Genomic DNA, 26,518 nt, shown 5'->3' with positions numbered 1-26,518 from the left:
CCGTACTGCTGGTAGACGCCGACTCCGCGTACGGTCGGCTCGCAGACCAGCACGGAGCCGTCGAAGCGCGAGAACAGCCCCCAGGCGAACGAGTCGGCACCGGCGGTCATGTCCACCACCACGTACTCGCCGGGGCCGTCGAGCATGTGGTTGAGCAGCAGCTCCACCGCACCGACCTTGGAGTGGTAGCAGGCGACCCCCAGGTCCTCGGCGGTGAACTCGCCGGTCACCGCCAGCCGCACCTCACCGACGGGCGCCACACAGCTCGTGTAGATCGGGTTCTCCTCGTCCACCCGGAGCAGGCGTGACCCCCGCCCCGCCGGGGTGGTCTTCACCATCTCGGCGGCGGAGCCGATGCGCGGGTTGTCGCCGCGCAGGTACTCCTTGATCTCGGCGAGGTGGGCGCCCAGCGCCGGGATCTTGGCGGCCTGGTCGTCGTCCATGCCGAGCGCCGCGCCGAGGTGCTGGTTGATGTCGGCGTCGATGGCGACCACCGGCAGCCCGCGCAGCGCGAGGTGCCGGACGAACAGCGACGAGAGGGTGGTCTTGCCGCTGCCGCCCTTGCCGACGAACGCAACCTTCACGAATGCCCCCGTTTCGGATATGAAAACCGTTGCCATTTTCTCGGAGCACCGAGTCTGGCGGAGGGGCACCGGCGAGGCAACCGGAACGGCCGAAGCCGCACCGATCCGTCCGCGGATCCGGTCGGAGACCGGCCCGAAGACCAGCCCGAGAGACCGGTCGGAGACCGGCTCAGTCGAAGATCGGGTCCCGGGTGCGGGTGCGCTTCAGCTCGAAGAATCCATCGGTGGAGGCCACCGCGACGACGCCGTCCCACAGCTTCACGGCCGCCTCGCCGCGCGGGATCGGCGACACGACCGGGCCGAAGAACGCGCTGCCCTCGACCTCGATCACCGGGGTGCCGACCTCCTGGCCGACCCGGTCGATGCCGTCCTTGTGGGAGGCGCGCACCGCCTCGTCGTACGCGGTGGACTCGGCGGCGTCGGCGAGCGCCGGGTCGAGGCCAGCGGCGGTCAGCGCGGCCTCGAAGTACTCGCGGTCGAACTTCTGCTTCTCGTGGTGGCGGCGTGTGCCCAGCTCCGTGTAGAGCTTGCCCAGCACCTCGGCGCCGTACTTCTGCTCGGCGGCGATGCACACGCGCACCGGCTTCCAGGCCTCGGCGAGGCCCTTGCGGTACTCCTCGGGGACGTCCTTGTCCTCGTTGAGGACGGCCAGGCTCATCACGTGCCAGCGCACCTCGATCGGGCGCTGCTTCTCGACTTCCAGGATCCAGCGCGAAGTGATCCACGCCCATGGGCACAACGGGTCGAACCAGAAGTCCACGGGTGTGGGAGCGTCCTGCGGCAACGTCGCCTCCTACGGCTGCTCGAGCGTCATCGGTGAGATCTCCCCACCGACAACCCGGCCCCCGCCGCACTGATTCCCGTCCGCGGGCGCGGAAAGGCCGTGGCGTGCGGACCTCGTACCCGGCCGGTTGGTAGACATGAGGTCAGCAAAGAAATAAGCCGACCAAGGAGTACATGTGGCAGGCAACCTCACGCGCGACGAGGCGCGGGAACGGGCCCGGCTGCTCACCGTCGAGTCGTACGCGGTCGAGCTGGACCTCACCACCGGCGACGAGCGGTTCGGCTCCACCACCGCGATCCGGTTCGGCTGCGCGGAGCCGGGCGCGTCGTCCTTCGTCGACCTGCACGGCGCCGTCGTCCGCGAGGCGACGCTGAACGGCGAGGCGCTGGACCCCGCGTCCTACGACGGGGAGAAGGGCCGCCTCCCGCTGCCCTCCCTGGCCGCGCAGAACGAGCTGCGCGTCGTGGCGGACTGCGCCTACTCCCGCTCCGGCGAGGGCCTGCACCGGTTCGTCGACCCGGTGGACGGGAGCGTCTACCTCTACACGCAGTTCGAGACGGCCGACGCGCACCGGATGTACACGTGCTTCGACCAGCCCGACCTCAAGGCGACCTTCGAGCTGGCGGTGAAGGCGCCGCAGGACTGGCAGGTCGTCACGAACGAGACCCCCGAGACCGTCGAGGGCGGGACGTGGCGCTTCCTGCCCACCCCGCAGATCTCCACCTACATCACCGCGCTCATCGCCGGGCCGTACCACGCCGTCCGCGACGAGTACCGCCGTGACGACGGCACCGTCATCCCGCTCGGCGTGTACTGCCGGGCGTCGCTCGCCGAGCACCTCGACGCCGAGGCCATCGTCGACGTGACGCGGCAGGGCTTCGCCTACTTCGAGAAGGTCTTCGGCCGCCCGTACCCGTTCAGCAAGTACGACCAGCTGTTCGTGCCGGAGTTCAACGCGGGCGCGATGGAGAACGCCGGCGCCGTCACGTTCCTGGAGGACTACGTCTTCCGGTCCCGGGTCACCGACGCCTCCTACGAGCGGCGCGCGGAGACGATCCTGCACGAGATGGCGCACATGTGGTTCGGTGACCTGGTCACCATGCGCTGGTGGGACGACCTGTGGCTGAACGAGTCGTTCGCCACCTACATGAGCGTGCTGTGCCAGTCCGAGGCCACCAAGTGGACGGGCTCGTGGACGACGTTCGCGAACCTGGAGAAGGCGTGGGCGTACCGGCAGGACCAGCTGCCGTCCACGCACCCGATCTCCGCCGACATCCCCGACATCCGGGCCGTCGAGGTGAACTTCGACGGGATCACCTACGCCAAGGGCGCGTCCGTCCTGAAGCAGTTGGTGGCCTATGTCGGCCGCGAGAACTTCCTTGAGGGCGTGCGCCGGTACTTCGACCGGCACGCGTGGGGCAACACCGTCCTCACCGACCTGCTGGACGCGCTGGAGGAGACGTCCGGCCGCGACCTGGCGTCCTGGTCGAAGGAGTGGCTGGAGACCGCCGGCGTCAACACGATGCGGCCCGAGTACGAGGTCGACGCCGACGGGAACTTCTCCTCGTTCGCCGTGTTGCAGGAGGCCAAGGCCGACTACCCGACGCTGCGCTCGCACCGCTTGGCGATCGGCCTGTACGACCGGACCGGTGACGGGCTCGTCCGGCGCGAGCGCGTCGAGCTGGACGTGGTCGGCGCCCGCACGGAGGTGCCGCAGCTCGTCGGGCAGAAGCGTCCCGACCTGGTGCTGGTCAACGACGACGACCTCACCTACGCCAAGGTCCGGCTGGACGAGCACTCGCTGAAGACGCTGGTGGAGCACATCGGCGACATCAAGGAGAGCCTGCCGCGGGCGCTGTGCTGGTCGGCGGCGTGGGACATGACGCGCGACGCGGAGATGGCGACGCGCGACTACGTCCGGCTCGTCGCGAAGGGCATCCGCGGCGTCACCGACATCTCGGTCACGCAGACGCTGCTGCGGCAGGCGCGGACGGCCGTCCAGCAGTACGCCGACCCGTCCTGGCGCAAGGAGGGCCTGGCGCTGCTCGCCGACACGCTCTTCGAGCTGGCCCGCGAGGCCGCGCCCGGCTCGGACCTGCAGCTGGCGTACACGCAGGCGTTCGCGGCGTCGGCTGTCAGCGAGGAGCACCTGGCGTACGTCCGGGCGCTGCTGGACGGCTCGCAGTCGCTCGACGGGCTGACGGTCGACACCGACCTGCGGTGGGCGCTGCTGCGCCGCCTGGTCGTCACCGGCAAGGCGGGCGAGGCGGAGATCGACGCCGAGCACGAGCGGGACCGGACGGCGGCGGGCGAGCGGCACGCCGCCGGCTGCAAGGCCGCGATCCCGACCGCCGAGGCCAAGGCCGCCGCGTGGGACCGGGTCATCGGCGGGACGCTGCCGAACGCCGTCTACCGGGCGACGCTCGGCGGCTTCGTGGAGCCGGACCAGGCGGACCTGCTCGTCCCCTACGTGGACAAGTACTTCGCCGAGGTCGGCCGGGTGTGGAAGGAGTGGACCAGCGACATGTCCCAGACGTTCGCGGAGGTCGCCTACCCGTTCCTGGTGATCGAGCAGTCCACGATCGACCGCACCGAGTCCTACATCGCGGAGGAGAAGCCGCCCGCGGCGCTCGCCCGGCTGCTGTCGGAGGGCCGTGACGGCGTGGCGCGCGCGCTGCGCGCGCGGGCGAAGGACGCCGCCGCGGGCTGACGCCGCCGCCCCTGTCGCAACCCCCGTGGCCATGCGATCGTTGCAGGGTCACGGGGGTCCGCGGAGAGGGGATGGTGGCGTGGAGACGGCGCGGGACGTGCTGACGGCGCTGGCACGGCGGTACGCGTTCGGGGACCTGGAGGCGCTGATCGCCGACGGGACGCTCGTCCCGGACGGGCGGGCGAAGGCCGTCGCGCCGCTGTGCGCGTTCGGGCAGCGCGTCCTGGACCTGGACGCCGAGGACTTCGGGATGCCCGAGGCCGCCGGGGAGGTGCCGCGCGACCTGCTCGACCGGGCCCGCGCGAGCCGGATGCCGCAGGCGCCCAAGGAGCGGCCGCGCGGCGCGCTGGCGAGCCTGCGGCCCGCCTACGCGCTGCTGCTGGAGGTCATCGCGATCCGCTGGCACCGGCGCGACATGGCCGCGCTGGTCGCCGCCGTGCACATCGCCAGCGAGTACCTGCCGCTGCTGGCGTGGGAGCCGGTCCTCGGGCACGCCGGCGACCCGGCGCTGATCGGCGCGTCGGTGAACGGGGACGGCAGCCGGTTCGGCGTCCCGATCGCGCCGGGCTCGCCGCGCGAGTGCGACCACACCCGCCCGGAGCGGTCGGCGTGCGAGCGGACGCTCCGCGTCGCCAAGGAGCCGCCGCCGGGCTGGCGCGCCTACCTGGACCGGCAGCACAGCCAGGTCGCGGCCGCCCTGGGCGACTGCGCGGCGCGCTGCCGCACGCCGTGCACCGTCATGACGCGGCTGGACGACCGGGTCCGCGAGGACCTCACCGAGCGCTGCCGGCTGGCGGCGGAGTTCACCGACGGCGCGCTGGTGAAGCTGCGGCACGCCGCGCCGGTGGGGCACGGCTTCGGCGTCCCCTCCCCCGAGGAGGTCGAGACGGCCTGGGCGCGGGCCCGCAGGTCCCTGTCCCACCAGCCGCTGGGGAAGGCTGCCCTGGACGGCCCGGACGACGACGGCTACCCGCTGCCGGGGCTGCCCGCGCTGTTCTCGGCGATCGCGTCGGCGCCGATCGTGCCGGACACGCTCCTGCACGACGTCACCAGGCGGATCATGAAGAGTCTCGGCTGATCCGTTCCAGCACGTCGCGGACCACCGGGTCCTCGACGAGGTCGTCCAGAAGGACGGGCCGGCCCTGCGCGTCGGCGAGGGGGACGCGCCAGTTCGGGTACTCGTCGATCGTGCCGGGCTGGTTCTGGGTGCGGCGCTCGCCGACCACATCGGCGAGCGAGACGCCGATGAGGCGGGCCGGGGTGCGGCCGAGGAAGGCGTGCAGGGCGGAGACCACCTGCCGGTCGTAGGCGTCCGAGCCGTCCGCGAGCGCCCGCAGCACCTCGCCGGGCGGGTCGGGCAGCAGGCCCTCGGCGTGGAGCACGCCGAGCCAGGCGGCGAGCTGCTCGCGGTGGTCGGCGGTCTCGTCGGCGAGGGGGCGGGTGAGCAGGCCGAGGCGGTCGCGCAGGGCGATGTGGTCGCCGTGCAGGAACCCGGTGATCGGCGGCATGTCGTGGGTGCCGACCGTCGCCAGCGACGGCTCCCGCCACTGCTCCGCCGGCTTCGGGCCGCCCTTCGCATCGCGCTCGAACCAGAGCAGCGACGTGCCGAGGACGCCCCGGTCGGCGAGGTCGTCGCGGACCTCCGGCTCGACGGTGCCGAGGTCCTCGCCGACGACGAGGGCGCCCGCCCGGTGGGCCTCCCACACCAGGCAGCCGAGCATCGCGTTCCGGTCGTAGCCGACGTACGTCCCCTCGGCGGGCGAGGCGCCCTCGGGGATCCACCACAGCCGGGACACCTGCATCGCGTGGTCGAGGCGGAGCCCGCCGCCGTGCCGCAAGGCCGCCGCCAGCATCTCCCGGTAGGGGACGTAGGCGTTCTCGGCGAGCGTCGTCGGCCGCCATGGCGGCTGCCCCCAGTCCTGGCCGCGCTGGTTGAACTCGTCCGGGGGCGCGCCGACGCTCATCCCCGACGCGAGCTCGTCCCGGTAGATCCAGGCGTCGGCGCTGCCCTGCGCCACCCCCACGGCCAGGTCGTGGACGATCCCGGCGGGCATCCCCGCGTCGCGAGCGGCCTTCTGGGCACCGGCGAGCTGCTGGTCGAGGCGCCATTGCAGCCACGCGTGGAAGTCGGCGCGCGCGTAGTGGCGCGGCTCGTCCAGGACGGCGCGCCCGTGCGCGTCCTGGAGGGCGGACGGCCATCGCCGCCAGTCGGTCGTCCCCTGCTCCTCGCTGATCGCGCACCAGGTGGTGAAGTCGCGCAGCGCGGCGCCGTGGCGCTCGCGGAAGGCGGCGAAGGCGGGGTCGTCGCGGACGCCCGGCGACGACCGGTACATCGCCTCCAGCGCCTCCAGCTTCGCCGTCCACACGGCGTCCCTGTCGAGCGGGCCGTCGAGCGAGCGCAGCCGCGCGGCCATGGCCGCGAACCGTTCCCTGCCTTCGGGGGGCAGTGCCGCGTACTCCGGCATGTCCTCGATGCGCAGGTAGAGGGGGGCGGGGAAGCGGCGGCTCATCGGCGAGTACGGCGACGGGCTGACGGGCGGCATCGGCTCCGCGGCGTGCAGCGGGTTCGCGACGACGAAGCCCGCGCCGAGGTCGCGGCCGGCCCAGGCCGCGAGGTCGGCGAGGTCGTGCAGGTCGCCGAGCCCCCACGACCCGCGCGACCGCAGCGAGTACAGCTGGACGGTCAGCCCCCACATCCGCGGCGGGCGCGGCAGGGACGCGGGCGCCACGAGGAGCGCCGCGCCGTCCTCCCGGTCCCCCTGCCGGACGCGGATGCGGTGCCATCCGAGCGGGACGTCGCCTTCGCTCCCGTCCAAGGGCACAGGGCTTCCCGGGGCGTGCTCGGCGGACGGCTCCGACAGGACGTCGGGCCCGCCGGGCTCGATCCGCACGTCCAGGTCACCGGCGGGCCGCAGGGTCCGGCGCAGCAGCGCGAGGATCCGGTCGGCGGTGCGCCCGCCGCCCGGGTCGCGGCGGACCACGATGGTCGGCGGCAGGGTCCGCGCCCGTTCCCGGTGCCGCTCCAGCTCGGCGCGGACGGCGGACGGGGACGAGGCGTCCACCCCGAGCGCGCCGAGGACCGCGACCAGGGTGCCGGGCGGGACGTCCGCCGCCCGGCCCCGCCAGTCGGTGTACCGCGTCGCGACCCGGTGGAGCCCGGCCAGCCTGTTCAGTTCGTCGTCAGCCACGCCTGCACCCATGCCCCGGCGGCGCCGGGCCAAGCGCGGGCCGGGACGGGCTCACGCGTCCCAGATGGGCGGCTTGCGGCCCGACCAGGGGCGCGCCTCCTCCAGCTGCGCGGACAGCGAGATCAGCGTCCCCTCGCCGCCGAGCCGCCCCGCGAGCATGATCCCGATGGGCAGCCCGTCGGCGTTCCAGTGCAGCGGCACGTTGACGGCGGGCTGCCCGGAGATGTTGTAGGCGGCGCAGAACGGGGTGAACAGCGTCTGGCGCCGGAAGTTCTCCTCGGGCTCCTGATCGTGGAAGTGGCCGACGGGGACGGGCGGCTGCGCGAGCGTCGGGTGCAGGATCGCGTCGAACCCGTCCATGACCGGGAACGCGGCGCGCAGCGCGCCCTGGAGCGCGGCGTGCGCCCGGAACAGCTGCGGCGCGGTCGTGGCGTTCCCGCGCTCGCGGAGCCACCGCGTGAGCGGCTGGAGGAGGTGCTCGCGCCCGTCCGGGACGGGCGTCATCGTGGCCATGACACCCCAGAGCAGCTCGAAGTGCGGGACCATCTCGGGCCCGAGCACCGGCGGCAGCTCCACGACCTCGTGCCCGAGCTCCTCCAGCAGCGCGGACGCCTCCTCGTAGGCGGCGACGCAGTCCGGGTGCACCTCGGCGCCGGGCACGGCGGGCCGCAGGCTGCGGGCGATCCGGAGCCGTCCCGGCGGGCGGCCGGCGTACGACAGGAACGTGCCCTCGACGGGCGGGGCCGCGTAGAGGTCGCCGGGCATCGGCCCGGCCATGACGTCCAGCAGCAGCGCGGCGTCCTCGACGCTCCGGGCGATCGGCCCGTTGGTGGACAGCCCGAACAGGTCGGGGACGATCGGCCCCTGGGAGATCCGGCCGCGGGTCGGCTTGATCCCGAACAGGCCGCAGACGCTGCTCGGGATGCGGATGGAGCCGCCGCCGTCGCTGCCCTGGGCGACCGGGGCCAGCCCCGACGCGACGGCCGCGGCGGCGCCGCCGCTGGAACCGCCCGCCGACCTGGCCGTGTCCCACGGGGTGCGGGCGGGCGGCGCGACGTCGCCCTCGGTGTAGCAGGGCAGCCCGAATTCCGGCACGGCGGTCTTGCCCGGCATGACCGTTCCGGCCGCGCGCAGCAGCCGCACGACGCTGTCATCCGCAAATCCGGTCAAATCGGCAAAAACGGATGAACCAGAAGTCATCCGCACGCCGTCCACCATGTTCAGATCCTTGACCGGAACCGGCACCCCGAGCAGCGGCGGCAGGTCCGCCGGGTCCGCGGCGTCCAGCACCGCCTTCTCGGCCCGCGCGGCCTGCTCGCGCGCCGCCTCCGCGGTGACCGTCACATAGGCGCCCACCTGCGCGTTCAGCCGTTCGATGCGGTCCAGGTAGTGGTCGGTCAGCTCGACCGGGGACAGCCGCCCCGAGCGGACGGCGTCAGCCGCCTCCCTAGCGCCGAGGTCATGGAGATGTGTCACGAACCGGAACGCTAGACCGCTCGACCGCGGGCATCAAAAAGCAGAGACTCTCTGCCAGGGAAGAGGTGGTAGAAGACTCACGTACCCGCCGTGCGCGGAAGTCAATCACTCACGTCCGGCGACAAAAGATTAACCCTGCATGACTAGTCGCCGACGCGCATGATGATTACTCTGCGCTCGGAGGATCATGCCCCCGATAGGAAAGGGATACGGAGCGTCACTTATGGCGATCACGGAGCGGGGCGACACGCAGCAGGCGCGGGGACAGCCCGTGGACGACCCCGAGCAGCTGGACGAGGCGCAGGAGCAGCCCCCCATGCAGGAGCCGGAGAAGCGTCCCCCCGGCGACCGGACGCCCACCGCGATGCTCGCCGACCCCCGGGTCCGGACCTGGGCGTGGCGGATCGGCGTCGCCGTGGCGGTGCTCATCGTCGTCACGCTGGTGTTCGGCGGCAGGCTCGGCATCACCGCGGCGGTCCTCGCGGTCGTCGTGGACGTCGTCCGCCGGTCCCGCCGGAACTCCAGCATCCCGGCCTGGCAGAAGTCCTCGGCCGCCGAACGGCGCACCGAGAAGCAGCTCAGGTCGCTGCAGCGCAACGGCTACCTCGTGCTGCACGCCCGGGCCGTCCCGCGCGACGACGAGGGCGTCAGCGACGGGCGGATCGACCACCTGGTGATCGGGCCGAGCGGCGTCTACGCCATCGACTCCGAGAAGTGGGACAAGCGCCTCCCCGTGCGCACCCTGTCCCACCGCAAGCTCTTCCACGGCCCCTTCAACAAGAAGGACCGGCTGGACGAGGCGCGCTGGGAGGCCGACCAGGCCAGCAAGATCATCGGCGGGCAGGTCGGGTTCGAGGTGCCCGTGCAGCCCTCGGTGGCCATCTACGGGCCGTCCATCCCGTGGAAGGTCATGCGGGTCAGGGACGTCGACGTGTACGCGGGCAACCGGGCCCGCTCGTACCTGCGCCGCCGCCCCAAGATCCTCACCGACACCGACGTCCAGCGGATCTTCCAGGCGGCGGAGAAGGCGCTGCCGCCCAAGTACGGCTGATCCCGCGGCGGCGGACCCCGTCACGACACCGGATCCCGCAACGGCGCGGGACTCCGTCACCCGGGGCGGCCCTGTCCCTGGGCCGCCCGAACGCTCGAAGCCGAGCCCACCGGGCCCCTCGCGGGCCCGGCTCCTTCCCGCCGGCCCACCGAGCCCACCGGCCCGCCGAGCACCCGGCCTCCGGCCTCCGGCCCCCTGACCCGATCGTCGCCGTGCCCGGCTTTTCCAAGCTCCGGCCCCGACCTTGTAGCATCGGATGACACAGGCCGGCCCGCGCGCGACCTCCGCTGAGCCGGCGGCAGCGTCGCGATCCGCCGCTGAGAGCTTCCACCGCGCACCGCTCGCTCCCGCCCGCCGACCCCGGCGCGGCGACGCGTCCGGCGGCACGGCACCACGGCACAGGTTGGAGAGGTCTTAAGATGCCCCCGCTCAGGTCACGTACGGTCACCCATGGCAGGAACATGGCGGGCGCCCGCGCGCTCATGCGGGCCAGCGGCGTCGAACGCGAGGACTTCGGCAAGCCGATCGTCGCGGTGGCCAACAGCTTCACCCAGTTCGTGCCCGGCCACGTCCACCTCGACGAGGTCGGCAAGGTCGTCGCCGGCGCCGTCCGCGAGGCCGGCGGCGTGCCCCGCGAGTTCAACACGATCGCGGTGGACGACGGCATCGCGATGGGCCACGACGGCATGCTGTACTCGCTGCCGTCCCGCGAGGTGATCGCCGACGCCGTCGAGTACATGGTCCAGGCGCACTGCGCCGACGCCCTCGTCTGCGTCTCCAACTGCGACAAGATCACTCCGGGCATGCTGCTGGCCGCGATGCGGCTGAACATCCCCACCGTGTTCGTCTCCGGCGGCCCGATGGAGGCCGGCAAGCCCGTCGAGGGCGTGATGGACGGCAACAAGCTCGACCTGATCGACCCGATCATCGCCTCCGCCGACGCGTCGCTGGCCGACGACAAGCTGCTCGAGATGGAGGAGAGCGCCTGCCCGACCTGCGGGTCGTGCTCCGGCATGTTCACCGCCAACTCGATGAACTGCCTCACCGAGGCGATCGGGCTGGCGCTGCCCGGCAACGGCACCGTCCTCGCCACCCACACCGCCCGCCGCCGCCTCTACGAGGACGCCGGCCGCACCGTCGTGGAGATCGCCCGCCGCTACTACGACGGCGACGACGAGTCCGTCCTGCCGCTGAACATCGCCACCCGCGACGCGTTCGAGAACGCCATGACCCTCGACGTGGCCATGGGCGGCTCCACCAACACGATCCTGCACCTGCTGGCCGCCGCCTACGAGGGCGGCGTCGACTTCGGCCTCACCGAGATCGACGAGCTGTCCCGCCGCGTGCCGTGCATCTGCAAGCTCGCCCCGGCGACCGGCAAGTACCACGTCGAGGACTGCCACCGCGCCGGCGGCATCCCCGCCCTGCTCGGCGAGCTGCACCGCGCCGGGCTGCTGCACGACACGGCGCGGTCGGTCCACTCGGCGTCGCTGACCGAGTTCGTCGACAAGTGGGACGTCCGCTCCCCGAACGCGCTGCCCGAGGCCGTCGAGCTGTTCCACGCCGCGCCCGGCGGCGTCCGCAGCACCTCCGCGTTCTCGCAGAGCGCCCGCTGGGAGGAGCTGGACCTCGACCGCGAGAACGGCTGCATCCGCTCCGTCGAGCACGCCTACACCGCCGACGGCGGCCTCGCCGTGCTGCGCGGCAACATCGCCCCCGACGGCGCGATCGTCAAGACCGCCGGCGTGGACGAGGAGCTGTGGACCTTCACCGGCCCCGCCGTCGTCTTCGAGTCGCAGGACCAGGCCGTCGAGGGCATCCTCGGCGGCAAGGTCAAGGCCGGCGACGTCGTCGTGATCCGGTACGAGGGCCCGAAGGGCGGCCCCGGCATGCAGGAGATGCTGTACCCGACGAGCTTCCTGAAGGGCCGCGGGCTCGGCAAGGCGTGCGCGCTGGTCACCGACGGGCGGTTCTCCGGCGGCACGTCCGGGCTGTCCATCGGGCACGCCTCCCCCGAGGCCGCCGGCGGCGGGATCATCGCCCTCGTCGAGGACGGCGACCGGGTGGTGATCGACATCCCGAACCGGACGCTGGAGCTGGACGTCCCGGCCGACGAGCTGGAGACCCGCCGCGAGAAGCTGCTCGCCGACCTCGGCGGCTACCGGCCCCGCAACCGGGACCGCAAGGTCAGCGCCGCGCTGCGGGCCTACGCCGCGATGGCGACGTCGGCGTCCACCGGCGCGGCCCGCGACGTCTCGCAGCTGGACTGACCGCGATCCCGGCGCAGGGGGCCTGGCCTGGCGGCCCGGCCCCTGGCCGTGCTCGGGCGAGCACGGCCGCCGGGGCATTACCCGTCGGGTAATCGCGGCCGTTCCCTTCCTGGCGGATAGTGGATCATGTCAGCGGGGCCGCCCCTCCGGGCGGCCCCGGGATCCACGTCCCGGAGGAGTCACGATGACCGCCTACGCCCTCGGCCACCTGCGCACCCAGTCGCCGATCCACGACGACGTGCTCACCTACATGGAGCGCATCCAGGCCACCATGGACCCGTTCGGCGGCCGCTTCATCGTGCACGGCGAGACCCCCGACGTGCGGGAGGGCACGTGGGAGGGCGACCTGATCCTGCTGGAGTTCCCGGACATCGAGAGCGCCCGGGCCTGGTACGACTCGCCCGCCTACCAGGAGATCAAGCACCTGCGCGCCGACCACGTCCCGGGCACGATCATGCTGATCGACGGCTGCGGCCCCGACCACGACAGCGCCGCCATGGCCGCCGGGATCCGCGCCGCGCTCGCCCAGCAGGGCTAGCGCGCCGTTGGACCGGGACAGCGCAAGACCGGGACAGCGCAGGGTCAGGGCAGCGCGTGGCCAGGACGGCACAGGGCCGCAGGGCCGGGACGGCGCGGGCGGGAGCGGGGGCTAGGAGCAGCAGCCCCCGCCGCAGCAGCCGCCGCCCGCGCTCGGCGGAGGCGCGGGGGCGCCGCCGCGGGACGTGCCGGTCACGGCGACCGTGGACAGCAGCTTCACCGTGTCGTCATGGCCGGCCGGGCAGGTCGCCGGGTCCGACGCGTTGATCATCGGGCGGGAGACCTCGAACGTCGACCCGCACGCGCGGCAGCGGTAGTCATAGCGTGGCACGAGGACAGGATACGGTCACGCGGCCGCCCCGGTCACGCCGCGGGCTCGGTCACGTACGGCGCCCACTGGGGGTCGCCGTCGTGGACGATGCCGATCAGCCGCCAGTGCGCCCCGCGCGGGACGCCGGGGGTCATCCCGAGCGTCCAGCCGAGTTCGGACAGCAGCCGGTCGGCCTTGCGGTGGTTGCAGGTCATGCAGGACGCGACGCAGTTCTCCCAGACGTGCTTGCCGCCGCGGCTGCGCGGATGGACGTGGTCGATGGTCTCGGCGCGGCGGCCGCAGTAGACGCAGCGGAAGTTGTCGCGGCGCATGAGGGCGGCGCGGGTGAGCGGGACGCGGGTCCGGAACGGGATCCGGACGTAGCGGCGGAGCCGGATCACCGACGGGACCTCGACCTCCATGGTCGCCGAATGCAGGGTGGCCCCCGAGACGTCGTGGTGGACGATCTCGGCCTTCTCCCGGAGCACGAGGCAGACCGCCCGCCGCAGCGGGAGCGTGGTGAGTGGTTCGTACGTCGCGTTCAGGAGAAGGACCTGTCTCATCAGACGGCCTCCGCCGGCGTGTCGGGTTTCGCCTCGGCGGACGCGGCTGACCGCGCCTCGCACCGAGGCCCGAATATTGTCTCCGGCACCTGCGCACTCGCCATGAGGACCTCCCCAGAGGCGAACCGACCTGGAATCAGTGTGGCGGCTGAGGGAGCCCGACCGCTACCCCAAATATCCCCATCGAAGGGCCAGATCGAACGCAAAAACCCAGGCATTGCGCGCCGGGCGCCCTGCCGGACGCCCTACAGACCGCCTTGCCGAGCCCTGCCGACCGCCCCGCCGGCCGCCGTGCCGGGCGGTTTGATCGGGCGGATGGCCCGCACCGGTGAATACAGTGCATCCATGACCGGAACGCCTTATCCGCCCGCGCGGCGCCAGGACATCGTCGAGGACATCCACGGCCACCGGGTCGCCGACCCGTACCGGTGGCTGGAGGACGCGGAGAGCGACGAGACCCGGGAGTGGCTCGCCGCACAGGACGAGCTGTTCCACAAGGTCACCGACGCGTACCCGGGCCGCGAGCGGCTGCGCCGCCGGCTCGGGGAACTGCTCGGCGCGGGCAGCGTCGGCTCCCCGGTCTGGCGCGGCGACCGGCGGTTCTTCACCCGGCGGACCGCCGAGCAGGAGCACCCCGTGCTCTACACCGTCGACCCGGACGGCTCCGAGCGGGTCCTGGTCGACCCGATGGCGCTCGACCCGGCCGGCACGACGACGCTGGACGGCTGGCAGCCCGACAAGGAGGGCCGGCTGCTGGCGTACAAGATCTCGACGGGCGGGGACGAGGAGTCGCTGCTGTTCGTGATCGACGTCGCCACCGGCGAGCGGGTGGAGGGGCCGATCGACCGGACCCGGTCGTCCGGCATCGCCTGGCTGCCCGGTGGCGAGGCGTTCTACTACGTGCGGCGGCTGCCCGCGCGGTCCGTCCCGGAGGGCGAGGAGCAGTACCACCGGCGCGTCTACCTGCACCGGGTCGGCGCCGAACCGGAGACCGACGACGTCCTGATCTTCGGCGAGGGGATGGACAAGACCAACTACTACGGCGTCGGCGTCAGCCGCGACGGGCGGTGGCTGACGGTGTCGGCCTCGCAGGGCACGGCGCCGCGCAACGACCTGTGGCTGGCGGACCTGTCGGCCTCGCCGCTCGAACGCCCCGAACTGCGGCCGGTGCAGGTCGGCGTCGACGCCGAGACGTGGCTGCACGTGGGGCGGGACGGGCGCGCCTACGTCTTCACCGACCGGGATGCGCCGCGGTCCCGGCTATGCGTGACCGACCCGTCCGACCCGTCGTACGAGTCGTGGCGGGACCTGGTCCCGCAGGACCCCGAGGCCGTCCTCACCGACTACGCCGTCCTCGACGATCTGGAGGCGCCGGTCCTGCTCGCCGGCTGGACGCGGCACGCGATCAGCGAGATCACCGTGCACGACCTGGCGTCCGGCGAGCGGCTCGGCACGGTCCCGACGCCGGGGCTCGGCTCGATCGGCGGGATCGTCGAGCGGCCCGAGGGCGGCCACGAGGCGTGGTTCGGCTACACCGACAACGTCACGCCGTCGTCGGTGCTCCGCTACGACGCCCGGACCGGGGAGACGAGCCTGTGGGCGAACGCGCCGGGCAGCGTGGAGGTCCCCGAGATCGAGACCCGGCAGGTGACGTACGCGTCGGCGGACGGCACCGAGGTGCGGATGCTGGTGGCGTCCCGTCCGGGCGCGTCCGGCCCGCGCCCGGCGATCCTGTACGGCTACGGCGGCTTCAACATCTCGCTGACGCCGTCGTACTCGGCGAGCATCCTGGCCTGGGTGGAGGCCGGCGGCGTCTACGCGATCGCGAACCTGCGCGGCGGCTCCGAGGAGGGCGAGGAGTGGCACCGCGCGGGCATGCGCGAGCGCAAGCAGAACGTGTTCGACGACTTCCACGCCGCCGCCGAGAAGCTGATCGCCGACGGCCTGACCACCCCGGCGCAGCTGGCGATCTCCGGCGGGTCCAACGGCGGGCTGCTCGTCGGGGCCGCGCTCACCCAGCGTCCCGACCTGTACCGGGCGGTGGTCTGCTCGGCGCCGCTGCTGGACATGGTCCGCTACGAGCGGTTCGGGCTCGGCCAGACGTGGAACGACGAGTACGGGACGGCGGACGACCCGGTGGAGTTCGGCTGGCTGATCGGCTACTCGCCGTACCACCACGTCCACCCGGGGACGGCGTATCCGGCGACGCTGTTCACCACGTTCGGCAGCGACACCCGCGTGGACCCGCTGCACGCCCGCAAGCTGTGCGCGGCGCTCCAGCACGCGACGGCGTCGGACGCGCCGATCCTGCTGCGCAACGAGTCGGAGGTCGGGCACGCCGCGCGGTCCGTCAGCCGGTCCGTGGACCTGATGGCCGACACCCTCGGCTTCATGGCCGCGCAGACCGGCCTCGACCTGGCCTGACCTGGGCGCGGAGGCACCGGGGCGTGGGCCGGGTCACAGCCACCGCGCCTGGCGGGACGAAATTGACGGGTGATCTAATAAGGGGGTGAACGTGTCGATGGTGCGCAGTCCGTCCGCGGTGGACCGGGTGCTGGGGCTCCTGCGCGAGCCGCCCGCCGAGCCGGACCTGTCGGCCGGCTACCTCGACCTGCTCGGTCCCGCCGAGGAGCGGGCGCCGTCGCTCGCCCAGTCCGTCATGGAGTCGACGTTCCTGCCGCGGATCTACGAGAAGGTCTGGCGGCCCGTCGGGTTCAACCTGGCCAAGGGCTGGCCGCTCGGCCCCGACACGGCCGCCGAGCAGGCCACGGCCCGCGACTGGCTGGGGCTCGGGCAGCCGGGCGAGGCCGGCCGTCCGGCCGCGACCGTGCTGGACGTGGCGTGCGGGCCGGGCAACGTGACCCGCGCGCTCGCCGAGGGGGTCGGCGAGGACGGTCTCGTCGTCGGGCTGGACGCCTCCGCCACCATGCTGGCCCGCGCCGAGGCCGACACCCCGCCCGGCGGCGAGGTCTGCTATGTCCGCGGCAACGCCGTCGACCTGCCGTTCCGCGACGCGACGTTCGACGCCGTCTGCTGCTTCGGGGCGCTGTACCTGTTCGACGACCCGTGGACGGCCGTCGACGGGATGACCCGGGTGCTGCGCCCGGGCGGCCGGTTGATCATCCTCACCTCGCGGCGGCTGACGCCGCTGCGCGCGTCCAGGGTCGGCGGCGAGCTGATCCGCCGCGCCACCGGGTACACGGTGTTCGGCGACCGGGAGATCACCGGGGCGCTCGCCGACCGCGGGTTCACCGGCGTCCGCCGGCACCGCTACCCCCTCATGCAGCTGGTGGGCGGGACCCTCCCGGCCGCATGAGCCTCCGCTCCCCCGTCCTCCCGGTGGGGTGTGAACACGCCCCGAGCCGCGGGCGCTCGCGCGCCGCGCCGCGCCGCCGGCGCGCCGTCCCGCGGCTCGGGTGTCCTCAGCGGTGTTCCTTCTCGATGTAGATGTTGACGATGCCGCCGATCACCTCGCGGCGCGTCTCCCTCCAGCCGAACTTGCGGTACAGGGCGAGCGCCGGGGCCTGCAGCTCGGTCGTGTCGCCGCGCAGGACCCGGTACCCGTACTCCGCGGCGCGTTCCTCCAGCGCGGAGACGACGGCGGCTCCGTAGCCGCGCCGCTGCGCGGCCGGCCGCACCCGCAACCGCACCATCTCCACCGCGTCGAGCACGCAGGCGCCCGGCGCGTAGCCGCCGAACGCCCGTGCCCGGCCCCCGGGAACGAGGTCGGCGCGCCGCAGACCGCCCATGGCGACGATCTGCCCGTCCACCTCGCCGACGAGGAACTCGCCGTCATTGCGCAGGTAGATGTCCTCCATCCGGAAGAAGTCGTGGTCGTAGTAGACGCCGTCGCCGGGACGCAGGCCCACCTGCGCCAGGCCCTCGCGGTGCAGGGCGAGGACGGTGGCGTGGTCGGAGGCCCGGTAGCGGCGCAGCCGCAGTTCGCCGAAGCTCCAGACGGGGGGATCGTCCTGCAGCCGCACCAGGGCGCGGCGGCGGGGACGAGGATCCGCGGTGGACGGCGCGGAGGGCCCGGCCTCGGGGCCCGGGGTCGGCGCGGGCCCGGCCTCCGGGCCCGCGGGTTCCGCTCCGGGCGCGGAACCGTCCTGCCAGGAGGCGCTGTCAGGCGTTCCCATCCCCGGTCAGACCTGCTCGGTCGGGGGAACGGGGGGCCGCTCCCCGGTGGGGGCGGGTTCCTTGGTGGGGCTGGTGACCCAGGGCCCCGCGAGCGCCTCGCGAAACTCCCGCAGCCCGGGGATCTCGCCGTGCTTGGCCTGCACGGCGGCGCCGATCTGGCGGGCCCGGTGCACCAGGATGTCGGACCGGTGGTCGGGGGGCAGGTCGAGGATCGCCTCCTGGCCGCCGGCCAGCGCCGCGTCCGGGTTCCCGGCGTGGAACCTGCACATCGCCCGGTCGAGGCGCACGAGAGTCAGGTCGACGCGGTCGGTCGGCGCGTACAGCGTCAGCGCGTGGCTCAGCACCTCGTCGCCGTGCTTGTGGTCGCCGAGATTGGTGAACGTGTCGCCCTCATAGAAGGCCATCTGCCGGTCGGTGAAGCCGAAGACCAGGTCGTTCGTGTCGGTCTTGGACAATTGGTCGAACACCGAGCGCCCGCGTACGAGCGCCCTGCGGGCGCTGGGCGCGGCGTCGCCGCGTCCGCGCATCGCCAGCATGCCGAGCGCGCGGGCCTCCACCGCGGGCGCCATGGCCGCCGCCACACCGGGGGTGCGGCCGGCCAGGTCCTGCGCCTTGCGCGCCAGGTGCAGCGCCTCGCGGGGGTCGCCGTAGTACATCGGGACGAGCGACTCGCGGACGGTCACCCAGGCGCGCAGCTGGCGGTCCCCGGTCTCGTCGGCCGCGGTGCGCGCGGTCCGGAAGAACGAGCGGGCCAGCCGGTGGTCGCCCAGATTGATCATGATCAGCCCGGACAGCCCGGACAGCTGCGCCGCGATCCGGCACAGCCGCTCCTGCAGCTCGACCGGCTGCCGCTTGTCGCACATGCGCCGCACCTCGCTGAAGTCCAGCAGCACGTCGCACAGCATCCGCAGCGACGGCGTCGCCTGGTACTGCCGGCCGTAGCCGTAGGTGGTCTCCTCCCATTGGTCGAGCATGGTCGGCGAGACCGTCGCGCCGACCAGCGTGTCGTCCATCTTGCGCCGAAGGTTGTCGACCGCCCCAAGGAACTGACCGTCGAGCGCCACGCCCGCTCCGGCCAGCAATTGCAGAAGGGTCCTACGAAGCACGATGTCCTCCTCTCCCACATCAATGGACAGGGGGCCGTCGGCGCGGTCGGGGCCCCGTAGGTCGTTGACGTCCACCCAGTGGCGGTCCTCCGCCCTGGGGATGATCGACCCGACGAGCGGTACGTCGGGCTGCTGTGCGGCGAGCCGTTCCGGCGCCCGCGGCTGCGGCACCGTGGCGGCCCCCGGCCGCACGGCGTGTCCCCGGCCGCAGATGCAGGGGCTCTTGTAGTCGAGCTGATCGGGCTCGACGCGGTACACGGCGCACAGGTAGTGCAGATACTCGGGACCGGGTCTTTTGTACCCGCTCTCATAGGCCGACAGCAGCGTCTCCCCGAGCCGGGGCGGCGGCTTGCCGTCGACCTCGTACAGGGCCCTGACCTGGGCCACGATGTCGGACAGCGCGACCCCGTGGGCCAGGCGATGCGCCTTGACCCGGCTGGTGCCGAACAGGGGGCCGCACTGCTCGTGGATCTCGTGCGCGATCTCCTGCGGGCTGCGCCCTCGGGCCAGAGCGTGCGCGCGGATCCGGCGAGCCACGTCCGTTTCTTTCCGAGGGGGGTCCGACATCGATTCCGGCCTCCTCACCGTCGGGCCGGAACGGCGCCCCTCCGGGGGAAGGGCGGTCGTCCAGGCCACGGCGACCGGTCAATAGATGGCCACGACAGATAATCTCTCGCGCACGCAGCGTAACCCTCACGGCGGGACGGGCCAAGCGGTTCCGGAGAAAGACGGGGGCTTCGGATGCGTCCTGACACCCCAGGGTAGAGATTCTTCCTCCGAGGGGTGTGAAGCTTCCTCTGAGGTGGGGTAATCCGGTACTTCGCCGGACAGTGACTCCCTTGACCCAGCACTGTGAGAGTTGCAATTCTCACCGGGAGCGACAGTACGGATCCAGAGGGTTGATCATTTGCCGGCCGTCCCGGCGCCGCGCGGTCACGCGCCGCGCACGCCGGGGCCGGCGACGAGGGATCGGCGATGCAGACGTCAACGCAGGAACCGGCGGTACAGGAGCGCACCGGCGCAGCGGCGCCGGGCACGGCCGAGGGAGGGGGAACGCAGGTGGTCAGCGACGGACGCGTCGGCCATCTCCGGGCGCTGGAGCGCGAGCTCGACGCCCGCGGCCTGGTCGCCCGCGTGGTCCGGACCCGCTCGGGCCCGGCGTTCCTGCGGGTGGTGAACCCGGCCGCGGCGAGCCTGGCCGAGGACGTCACCTGCGCGCCCGCCCCCGGATCCCACGAGCACTACTTCTGGTGGTCCTGGGGCGAGCGCATGCACCGCGCCGACGACGTGGACGGCGCCGCCGGGAAGCTCGCGCACGTCCTGCAGCCCCTCGATCAGCGGCCCGCCCGCGCGATGCGGCCGGCGGGCCGCCCCTAGAGCCGGGCGTGCCCCGCGCGGCCGTGGCCGGAACGGCGCGGCAGCCGCGGACCACGCGGGGCACGCTCGCCGAAAGTCCCTCCCCGGCCTTGTCAAGACACGTAGCCCGCGGAGTACGAACCGGTCGTTACCGTCCCCTACGATCGGGCTCGTACCCGCCGCAGGTCCACGGCGAGGTGTCGAGACACCCACAAAGGCCGGGGAGGGTCTGCCCGAGATGTTGGTGGATGCGCAGTCGCTGCTGCCCTGGGCACAGGACGGCACGCCGGAGGCGGCCTGCCGCGACCAGACGCCGAGCACCGGCTGCCGGCTGGTCTGGAACGTCTCCCACAGCACCGACTTCACCCACTTCTACGCCACGTGGCTCGACAAGCCCCTCGGCACCGTCCTGTCGATCATCCTCACCTTCGCGTTCGCGCTCGTCGTGCGGAACATCGCGCACCGGATGATCACCAAGGTGACGGTGCGGATGTCCGAGGGCACCATGTCCGAGAAGGTCAGGGAGCGGTCCCGGACGGTCTTCGAGGGCAGCCCCGCGCTGCTGAACCAGCGGCGGGCGCAGCGCGCCAAGACGCTCGGCTCGGTACTGCGCTCGGTCTCGTCCATCGTGATCATGGGGACGGCGGCGTTCAGCATCCTCGGCTCGCTCGGGCTGAACCTCGCCCCGATCCTGGCCAGCGCGAGCGTGATCGGCGTGGCGGTCGGCTTCGGCGCGCAGAACATCGTCAAGGACTTCCTCGCCGGGCTGTTCATGCTCCTGGAGGACCAGTACGGCGTCGGCGACATCATCGACGTGGGCTCGGCCAAGGGGACGGTCGAGGCCGTCACCCTGCGGGTCACCCGGATGCGCGACGTCAACGGCGTCGTCTGGTACGTGCCGAACGGCGAGATCAAGAAGGTCGGGAACGAGTCGCAGAACTGGGGCCGCGCCGTCCTGGACATCCCGGTCGACATCCGCGAGGACACCGAGAAGGTCAAGGAGATCCTCCAGACCACGGCGGACGAGCTGGCGGCCTCCCCCGGCTGGGAGGACATGATCCTGGAGAAGCCGTCGGTGTGGGGCGTGCAGGCGCTCGCCGGCGACGCGCTCGTGATCCGGGTCGTCCTCAAGACCGCGCCCGGCAAGCAGGGCGAGATCGCCCGGGAGCTGCGCGAACGGGTGAAGAACGCGTTCGACGACGCGGGCGTGGCGGTCGCCACCCCGGCGACGACCTGACCGCCCGCGGCCGCGGGCCGGTCCGTGCGGCTGATCACCGGGCCGCCGATCGCATAGGGTGGGCAGCGCCATGACTGAACAGGTGACCTTCTACGAAGCGGTCGGCGGCGAGGAGACCTTCCACCGGCTGGTGCACCGCTTCTACCAGGGTGTCGCTGAAGACCCCGACCTTCGCGCCCTCTACCCGGAGGAGGACCTCGGCCCCGCCGAGGAGCGGCTCCGGCTCTTCCTCATCCAGTACTGGGGCGGCCCGAACACCTACAGCCAGCGGCGGGGCCACCCCCGGTTGAGGATGCGGCACGTCCCCTTCGTCATCGGCGAGGCCGAGCGGGACGCGTGGCTGAAGCACATGCGGGTCGCGGTGGACGAACTGGAACTTCCCGAGCAACTGGAGAAGATGCTCTGGGACTACTTCACGATGGCCGCGCGAAGCATGGTGAACGCGCCCTCCTGAGCGGGTAGATCGCTGTACATGACGCGAACCCCCTGGTGGCGCAACGCCGTCGTTTACGAGGTCTACGTCCGCAGCTTCGCCGACTCCGACGGGAACGGCGAGGGCGATCTCCAGGGGATCAGGTCGCGGTTGCCGTACCTGCGCGACCTGGGCGTGGACGCGCTGTGGCTGACGCCCTTCTACACCTCGCCGCTCGCGGACGGCGGCTACGACGTGGCCGACTACCGGGACGTCGACCCCCGGTTCGGCACGCTGGCGGACTTCGACGCGCTGGTGGCGGACGCCCACGCGCACGGCCTCAAGCTGATCGTGGACATCGTGCCGAACCACTCGTCCGACCGGCACCGGTGGTTCCAGGAGGCGCTGGCGTCACCGCCGGGATCCCCGGAACGGGACCGCTACATTTTCCGCGCCGGAAGGCCAGGGGAGAATCCCGACGAAGTGGACCCGCCGAACGACTGGCCGTCCGCGTTCGGCGGGCCGGCGTGGACGCGCGTCCCCGACGGGGAGTGGTACCTGCACCTCTACGCCGCCGAGCAGCCGGACTTCAACTGGCGCAACCCGGAGGTGCGGGCCGAGTTCGAGGACGTCCTGCGGTTCTGGCTCGACCGGGGCGTGGACGGCTTCCGCATCGACGTCGCCGCCGGGCTCGTCAAGGACGCCTCCCTCGGCGACCTGAACGGCCGCGGCCGCCGGGTCGCGAACGGGCCGATCTACAGCCGTCCCGAGGTCCACGAGATCTACCGGCGCTGGCGCCGCATCCTGGAGGGGTACGGCGACGACCGGATGGCGATCGGCGAGGTGTGGACCGACGGCCCCGAGGACCTCGCGCTCTACCTGCGTCCGGACGAACTGCACCAGGTGTTCCAGTTCGACCTGCAACTGGCGCCGTGGTCGGCGCCGGCGTTCCGCGACGTGGTGGAGGCGGCGCTGAAGGCCGTCGCGCCGACCGGCGCGGCCCCCACCTGGGTACTGTCCAGCCACGACTCCGTCCGCCACCTCACCCGCTACGAGCGGCCGGGCGGCGTGCCCGGGATGGAGTACGCGCGCGCGAAGGCGGCCCTGCTGATGCTGCTGGCGCTGCCGGGGTCGGCGTACCTGTACCAGGGCGAGGAACTGGGCCTCCCGGAGGTCCGCGACCTGCCCGACGACGCCCGCCAGGACCCGATCTGGAAGCGCAGCGGCGGCAGCCAGCCCGGACGGGACGGCTGCCGCGTGCCGATCCCCTGGTCCGGGACGGCGGAACCGTACGGCTTCTCCCCCGACGGCGTCCGCCCGTGGCTGCCGATGCCGGCGGGATGGGCGTCGCTGACGGCGGAGGCGCAGGCCGCCGAGCCGTCCTCGATGCTGGCGTTCTACCGGCGGGCACTGGCGCAGCGCCGCGAACTGCTGGAAGAGCTGCCCGAGGAACTGGAGTGGCTCGAATCCCCCGAGACCGCCGTCTTCTTCACCCGCGGACCGCTGACCTGCGCGGTCAACTGCGGCGATAACCCCGTCCGGCTCCCACCCGGACGGACGCTGCTGACGACCATGCCGATGTACGGCGACCTCCTCCCCGGCAACGCCGCAGCTTGGTTGCAATCACGGCCCAAGGGCCTCGCCTAGCGGCTCGGCCCTTGACCGGGATTGGGCGAGCGCGACCTCGCTTCGCGAGCTTCGCGGTGGGGGCTCGCCTTCGGCTTCGCCCCCACCGCTCAGATAACGCGCCCGCGCGACACCTCAGGTCTCGCCCCCCGCTACGGGCTGTCGCTCACTGACCAACACACTCAGGCAGGCACACGGAGCAAGGGCTTCCGGAGGGTCACTCCCCGGCCCGATACCCTCATGACCAGGCACCCGGAGCGAGCCGAAGCGAGTTGGTTCCAGGATCCGCTATCCGGGCAGGCACGCGGAGCGAGCAATTCCGGAGCATCGCTCCCCGGCCCGACACCCTCATGACCAGGCACGCGGAGCGAGCGCCAGCGAGTTGGTTCCAGAATCCGCCTTCTAGGCCGCCACTCACGGGCACGCACGCGGAGCGAGCGCTAGCTGTACTGACCTGAAAGGTTGGTGACGCGGCTGGCGGGTGGTTGTCCTGCCAGTGCGGTGTGTCGGCGGTGGTGGTTGTAGAGGTGGAGCCAGGGGGCGAGTGCGGCGCGTCGCTCGTGTTCGCTGGTGTAGGGGCGGGCGTAGGCCCATTCGTCTAGGAGAGTGCGGTGGTAGCGCTCGACCTTGCCGTTGGTCTGGGGGCGGTAGGGGCGGGTGCGTTTGTGGGTGATGCCGTCTGCGGCGAGTTGGTCGCGCCAGGGGCGTGAGCGGTGGCAGGCGCCGTTGTCGGTCAGGACGCGGCGGACGGTGATCCCGGCGTCGGTGAAGAACCGGTGGGCGCGGCGCCAGAACGCGGCGGCGGTTTCCTTGCGCTCGTCGGTCAGGATCTCGGTGTAGGCCAGGCGGGAGTGGTCGTCGATGGCGGTGTGCAGGTAGCCGTAACCGATCACGGCGCGCCCGTTGCGGCGGTGTGGGGTGGTGGCGCGGGCGTTGCGGTCGCCTTGTCGTTTGCCGACGGTGCGCCAGCCGCCGCCGTCGGGGATGTTGCCGAGTTTCTTGATGTCGACGTGGACCAGGTCGCCGGGGGCGGGGTGTTCGTAGCGGCGGACGGCGGTGCGGCGTATCGGGCGGCCGGTGGCGCGGTCCAGGTGTGCCAGTGGCGGGCAGTGGTAGCGGGTCAGGACGCGGTGCACGGTGGAGGCGTGCAGACCCAGCCGGAAGGCGATGCGGGCCGGTCCCAGCCGGGCGGTGACGCGCAGGCCGATGATCCGCCGCTCGGTCCGCTGGGGTGTGCGGGCCGGGCTGTGGTGGGGGCGGCTGGAACGGTCGGCCATCCCCGCCGTCCCCGACTGCCGGTAGCGGTCGGCCCAGCGTTTGGCGGTGGTGGGTGAGACCTGGAACCGCTCGGCCGCACGCCGCAGCGGCCAGCCTTCCTCCACGACACAACAGGCCAGCTCCAACCGCCCGGCCGGCGCGAGTTTGGCGTTAGCGTGGACCACGAGGACCTCCCGGACGAGATGTGCATGTTGTGGTGACACACACCTCGCCAGGAGGTCCTCATCCTTTTCAAGCTCATCAAGCCGTGTCGCCGTCACCAACGTCCGTGGTCACTACAGCTAGCGAGTGGAGCGGGCATGCCCGACGACGGAGGGGCTGTTTCGCCGCGGAGCGCTAGCGGAGCGGGGAAACAGCCCCTCCGTCGCAACGGGGGGTTCCAGGGGGGTCGTCCCCCTGGGTCACATGGGCGGGCGCTGGAGCTGGAGCGGGTCGTCGGCGGACGGGCCGGTGGTGAGGGTCTTGGCCTGGGCCTGGACGCCGGCCCAGCGCAGCACGTCGGCCTTCGCCTCGGCCTGCTGCGCGCCGGGCAGGTGCGCGATGAGGCGGCCGCTGTGGTTCATGCCGGGGGCGACGTAGACGGCGGAGTCGCGGCTGCCGTTTCCGAGGCGGAACGGCTCGGCTCCCCACGGGTCGTTCTGGCCGTAGAGGAACAGCATGTGGTCGGCGTGCCCCTTCACCCAGCCGTCGATGTCGCGCATCGCCTTACCGCCGTCGAAGCGCATCGGGATGTCGCGCGGGACGTAGGTGCGCGGCTGGTAGCTGCTCTCGTACCGCAGCAGGGGGCGCAGGTACTTGAACTTCGGCGATGGCCAGCCGAGCTGGGTGCCCGCCTGGTAGTAGTACGGGATGTAGGGGGCGAGGCCCTGGTCGGTGTAGAACGACAGCCCCGAGATGTCGTCGAGCGTCTTGTAGAGGTCGTCGTCCGAGGCGTTCACGGCGGGCAGCGAGGCGCAGTCCGACTGCAGATGGTACTGCCAGAAGCCCCACACGTAGTCCATGACGGAGTTCTCGAACGCGCGGTCCGGGGTGCGCAGGATGTCGAACGTCCAGCCGTTCTGCGCGGCGGCGGCCTTGAACCGTTCGAGCATGGCGGGGCGGCGCTTGAGGAACTCGCGGGCGAGGGCCTCCACGTGGGTGCGGCACCCGGGGTCGGTTCCGACGGTCTTGAAGAACTTGTCGTAGGCGCCGTCGGAGTTGTTGTCGACGTCGTTGGGCGCCACGTAAACGACACTGCCGTCGACGTCGCGGGGGTAGAAGCGCTTGTGGTAGACGACGGTCATGCCGCCCTTGCTGGCGCCCGTCGAGATCCACTTGCCCTTGTAGATCGTCTTGAGCGCGCCGACGATCCGGTGCTCGTCGGTGGCGGCCTGCCAGATCGTGTCCTTCTTCCAGTCCGTCGGCTCGGGCCGGGACGGGGTGAAGTAGCGGTACTCCACGGAGATCTGGTTGCCGTCGACGAGCGCGGTCGGCTCGGCGGTGAACATGGTCTCGGGGGTGTCGTAGCCGCTGGTGTAGAGCACCATCGGGCGGTCCGCCGACTTGTGCTGGAGCATGATCCGCTGCTCGAACCACTGCCCGTTCGGGTTGCGGTGGTCGACGGGCTGCCGGTACTCGAGCCAGAACCAGCGGTAGCCGGGGATCGTCGAGGCCTTCTCCGTCACCTGCATGCCGGGGATGGCCTTGAGCCGGGCGAGGATGTCGTCCGGCTGAGCCGCCCTGCCCGCCGTCGCGGGGGTCGCCGCCTGCGCCGCGGTGGCGCCGGTGCCGGCCATGCCCGCGGCGAGCAGCAGGGCGATCGCTCCTCGTGAGATGCGCCGCATTTCGTCCCTTCCACGTGGGTTCGCCACATTTCGCGACGCGACCCTAGAGGGATATGTGCGGCGAAAACGG

21 protein-coding genes are annotated in these 26,518 nt (G+C 72.4%); 11 read left to right on the top strand and 10 right to left on the bottom strand.

Annotated elements, in window-relative coordinates:
- Nucleotides 1-584 (bottom strand): ATP-binding protein (locus tag ABZ914_RS07920; protein ID WP_500192303.1); only part of this gene is annotated, 584 nt, incomplete at its 3' end.
- 169 nt (nucleotides 585-753) lie between these two features.
- Entirely contained in the window at nucleotides 754-1,368 is a 615-nt protein-coding gene (locus ABZ914_RS07915; RefSeq protein WP_500192302.1) for a mycothiol-dependent nitroreductase Rv2466c family protein, read from the bottom strand.
- A 175-nt stretch (nucleotides 1,369-1,543) separates the two neighbouring features.
- On the opposite strand from ABZ914_RS07915, the gene pepN reads away from it, so the two are divergent.
- On the top strand, nucleotides 1,544-4,078 hold the full coding sequence (gene pepN, locus ABZ914_RS07910; protein ID WP_500192301.1) for an aminopeptidase N: 2,535 nt from the start codon (nucleotides 1,544-1,546) through the stop codon (nucleotides 4,076-4,078).
- A 79-nt stretch (nucleotides 4,079-4,157) separates the two neighbouring features.
- Nucleotides 4,158-5,156, top strand: coding sequence for a hypothetical protein (locus ABZ914_RS07905; protein ID WP_190864194.1), 999 nt, complete (start codon nucleotides 4,158-4,160; stop codon nucleotides 5,154-5,156).
- Here the strand turns inward: ABZ914_RS07905 and malQ are convergent.
- Nucleotides 5,137-7,266, bottom strand: coding sequence for a 4-alpha-glucanotransferase (gene malQ / locus ABZ914_RS07900; RefSeq protein ID WP_500192300.1), 2,130 nt, complete (start codon nucleotides 7,264-7,266; stop codon nucleotides 5,137-5,139). The genes ABZ914_RS07905 and malQ overlap by 20 nt on opposite strands.
- Before the next feature lie 51 nt (nucleotides 7,267-7,317).
- A complete protein-coding gene (locus ABZ914_RS07895; RefSeq protein ID WP_500192299.1) occupies nucleotides 7,318-8,742 on the bottom strand; it encodes an amidase in 1,425 nt (474 codons plus the stop codon).
- Nucleotides 8,743-8,965: 223 nt separating this feature from the next.
- On the opposite strand from ABZ914_RS07895, the gene ABZ914_RS07890 reads away from it, so the two are divergent.
- The 3 genes from ABZ914_RS07890 to ABZ914_RS07880 all read left to right on the top strand — a co-directional run bounded on the left by ABZ914_RS07890 (nucleotide 8,966) and on the right by ABZ914_RS07880 (nucleotide 12,601).
- Nucleotides 8,966-9,793 carry a nuclease-related domain-containing protein gene (locus ABZ914_RS07890; RefSeq protein WP_190864207.1) on the top strand — a complete coding sequence of 276 codons (828 nt, stop codon included), beginning with the start codon at nucleotides 8,966-8,968 and terminating at the stop codon, nucleotides 9,791-9,793.
- A gap of 419 nt (nucleotides 9,794-10,212) precedes the next feature.
- On the top strand, nucleotides 10,213-12,063 hold the full coding sequence (gene ilvD, locus ABZ914_RS07885) for a dihydroxy-acid dehydratase (protein ID WP_500192298.1): 1,851 nt from the start codon (nucleotides 10,213-10,215) through the stop codon (nucleotides 12,061-12,063).
- A 184-nt stretch (nucleotides 12,064-12,247) separates the two neighbouring features.
- Nucleotides 12,248-12,601, top strand: coding sequence for a DUF1330 domain-containing protein (locus ABZ914_RS07880; RefSeq protein WP_190864211.1), 354 nt, complete (start codon nucleotides 12,248-12,250; stop codon nucleotides 12,599-12,601).
- Nucleotides 12,602-12,712: 111 nt separating this feature from the next.
- Here ABZ914_RS07880 and ABZ914_RS07875 read toward each other — a convergent pair whose 3' ends face one another.
- Nucleotides 12,713-12,931, bottom strand: coding sequence for an FmdB family zinc ribbon protein (locus ABZ914_RS07875; RefSeq protein WP_190864213.1), 219 nt, complete (start codon nucleotides 12,929-12,931; stop codon nucleotides 12,713-12,715).
- Between the two features lie 32 nt (nucleotides 12,932-12,963).
- Nucleotides 12,964-13,473: an HNH endonuclease gene (locus tag ABZ914_RS07870; protein ID WP_173095744.1), complete on the bottom strand. Its 510-nt coding sequence runs from the start codon at nucleotides 13,471-13,473 to the stop codon at nucleotides 12,964-12,966.
- Between the two features lie 345 nt (nucleotides 13,474-13,818).
- On the opposite strand from ABZ914_RS07870, the gene ABZ914_RS07865 reads away from it, so the two are divergent.
- Both ABZ914_RS07865 and ABZ914_RS07860 read left to right on the top strand, forming a co-directional pair.
- The gene (locus ABZ914_RS07865; protein ID WP_500192297.1) at nucleotides 13,819-15,897 is read left to right on the top strand and encodes a prolyl oligopeptidase family serine peptidase; all 2,079 of its coding nucleotides are present in this window, start codon (nucleotides 13,819-13,821) and stop codon (nucleotides 15,895-15,897) included.
- 85 nt (nucleotides 15,898-15,982) lie between these two features.
- Complete coding sequence (locus tag ABZ914_RS07860) at nucleotides 15,983-16,789, top strand: methyltransferase domain-containing protein (RefSeq protein WP_433149806.1); 807 nt, start codon at nucleotides 15,983-15,985, stop codon at nucleotides 16,787-16,789.
- A gap of 106 nt (nucleotides 16,790-16,895) precedes the next feature.
- Here the strand turns inward: ABZ914_RS07860 and ABZ914_RS07855 are convergent, their stop codons facing one another.
- Both ABZ914_RS07855 and ABZ914_RS07850 read right to left on the bottom strand, forming a co-directional pair.
- Nucleotides 16,896-17,609 (bottom strand): GNAT family N-acetyltransferase, encoded by a 714-nt coding sequence (locus ABZ914_RS07855; protein ID WP_500192296.1) that lies wholly within the window; start codon nucleotides 17,607-17,609, stop codon nucleotides 16,896-16,898.
- Nucleotides 17,610-17,615: 6 nt separating this feature from the next.
- Nucleotides 17,616-19,283: an NsdA family TPR-like regulatory protein gene (locus ABZ914_RS07850; RefSeq protein ID WP_500192295.1), complete on the bottom strand. Its 1,668-nt coding sequence runs from the start codon at nucleotides 19,281-19,283 to the stop codon at nucleotides 17,616-17,618.
- Nucleotides 19,284-19,691: 408 nt separating this feature from the next.
- Here ABZ914_RS07850 and ABZ914_RS07845 point away from each other — a divergent pair, with 408 nt between their 5' ends.
- The 4 genes from ABZ914_RS07845 to ABZ914_RS07830 all read left to right on the top strand — a co-directional run bounded on the left by ABZ914_RS07845 (nucleotide 19,692) and on the right by ABZ914_RS07830 (nucleotide 23,368).
- Entirely contained in the window at nucleotides 19,692-20,093 is a 402-nt protein-coding gene (locus tag ABZ914_RS07845; RefSeq protein WP_500192294.1) for a hypothetical protein, read from the top strand.
- Nucleotides 20,094-20,310: 217 nt separating this feature from the next.
- On the top strand, nucleotides 20,311-21,309 hold the full coding sequence (locus ABZ914_RS07840) for a mechanosensitive ion channel family protein (RefSeq protein WP_500192293.1): 999 nt from the start codon (nucleotides 20,311-20,313) through the stop codon (nucleotides 21,307-21,309).
- Nucleotides 21,310-21,379: 70 nt separating this feature from the next.
- Nucleotides 21,380-21,763 carry a globin gene (locus ABZ914_RS07835; protein WP_151541436.1) on the top strand — a complete coding sequence of 128 codons (384 nt, stop codon included), beginning with the start codon at nucleotides 21,380-21,382 and terminating at the stop codon, nucleotides 21,761-21,763.
- 18 nt (nucleotides 21,764-21,781) lie between these two features.
- Nucleotides 21,782-23,368: a glycoside hydrolase family 13 protein gene (locus tag ABZ914_RS07830; protein ID WP_500192292.1), complete on the top strand. Its 1,587-nt coding sequence runs from the start codon at nucleotides 21,782-21,784 to the stop codon at nucleotides 23,366-23,368.
- Nucleotides 23,369-23,787: 419 nt separating this feature from the next.
- On the opposite strand, the gene ABZ914_RS07825 is transcribed toward ABZ914_RS07830, so the two are convergent.
- Entirely contained in the window at nucleotides 23,788-24,789 is a 1,002-nt protein-coding gene (locus tag ABZ914_RS07825) for an IS481 family transposase (RefSeq protein WP_500192291.1), read from the bottom strand.
- A 237-nt stretch (nucleotides 24,790-25,026) separates the two neighbouring features.
- On the bottom strand, nucleotides 25,027-26,448 hold the full coding sequence (locus ABZ914_RS07820; protein ID WP_500192290.1) for a S28 family serine protease: 1,422 nt from the start codon (nucleotides 26,446-26,448) through the stop codon (nucleotides 25,027-25,029).
- Nucleotides 26,449-26,518: the final 70 nt, after the last annotated feature.

The organism is Spirillospora sp. NPDC046719 (assembly GCF_040645715.1).
GTDB lineage: Bacteria > Actinomycetota > Actinomycetes > Streptosporangiales > Streptosporangiaceae > Spirillospora.
The sequence above is the reverse complement of the archived record's forward strand: the minus strand, read 5'-3'. Positions and strand labels throughout refer to the sequence as shown.

What these genes read in the sequence shown, in the direction of transcription:
- ABZ914_RS07890 (WP_190864207.1), top strand. Translation starts at nt 8,966, where the DNA reads ATGGCGATCACGGAGCGGGGCGACACGCAGCAGGCGCGGGGACAGCCC.
- ilvD (WP_500192298.1), top strand. Translation starts at nt 10,213, where the DNA reads ATGCCCCCGCTCAGGTCACGTACGGTCACCCATGGCAGGAACATGGCG.
- ABZ914_RS07880 (WP_190864211.1), top strand. Translation starts at nt 12,248, where the DNA reads ATGACCGCCTACGCCCTCGGCCACCTGCGCACCCAGTCGCCGATCCAC.
- ABZ914_RS07870 (WP_173095744.1), bottom strand. Translation starts at nt 13,473, where the DNA reads ATGAGACAGGTCCTTCTCCTGAACGCGACGTACGAACCACTCACCACG.
- ABZ914_RS07865 (WP_500192297.1), top strand. Translation starts at nt 13,819, where the DNA reads ATGACCGGAACGCCTTATCCGCCCGCGCGGCGCCAGGACATCGTCGAG.
- ABZ914_RS07855 (WP_500192296.1), bottom strand. Translation starts at nt 17,609, where the DNA reads ATGGGAACGCCTGACAGCGCCTCCTGGCAGGACGGTTCCGCGCCCGGA.
- ABZ914_RS07850 (WP_500192295.1), bottom strand. Translation starts at nt 19,283, where the DNA reads ATGTCGGACCCCCCTCGGAAAGAAACGGACGTGGCTCGCCGGATCCGC.
- ABZ914_RS07845 (WP_500192294.1), top strand. Translation starts at nt 19,692, where the DNA reads ATGCAGACGTCAACGCAGGAACCGGCGGTACAGGAGCGCACCGGCGCA.
- ABZ914_RS07840 (WP_500192293.1), top strand. Translation starts at nt 20,311, where the DNA reads ATGTTGGTGGATGCGCAGTCGCTGCTGCCCTGGGCACAGGACGGCACG.
- ABZ914_RS07835 (WP_151541436.1), top strand. Translation starts at nt 21,380, where the DNA reads ATGACTGAACAGGTGACCTTCTACGAAGCGGTCGGCGGCGAGGAGACC.
- ABZ914_RS07830 (WP_500192292.1), top strand. Translation starts at nt 21,782, where the DNA reads ATGACGCGAACCCCCTGGTGGCGCAACGCCGTCGTTTACGAGGTCTAC.
- ABZ914_RS07820 (WP_500192290.1), bottom strand. Translation starts at nt 26,448, where the DNA reads ATGCGGCGCATCTCACGAGGAGCGATCGCCCTGCTGCTCGCCGCGGGC.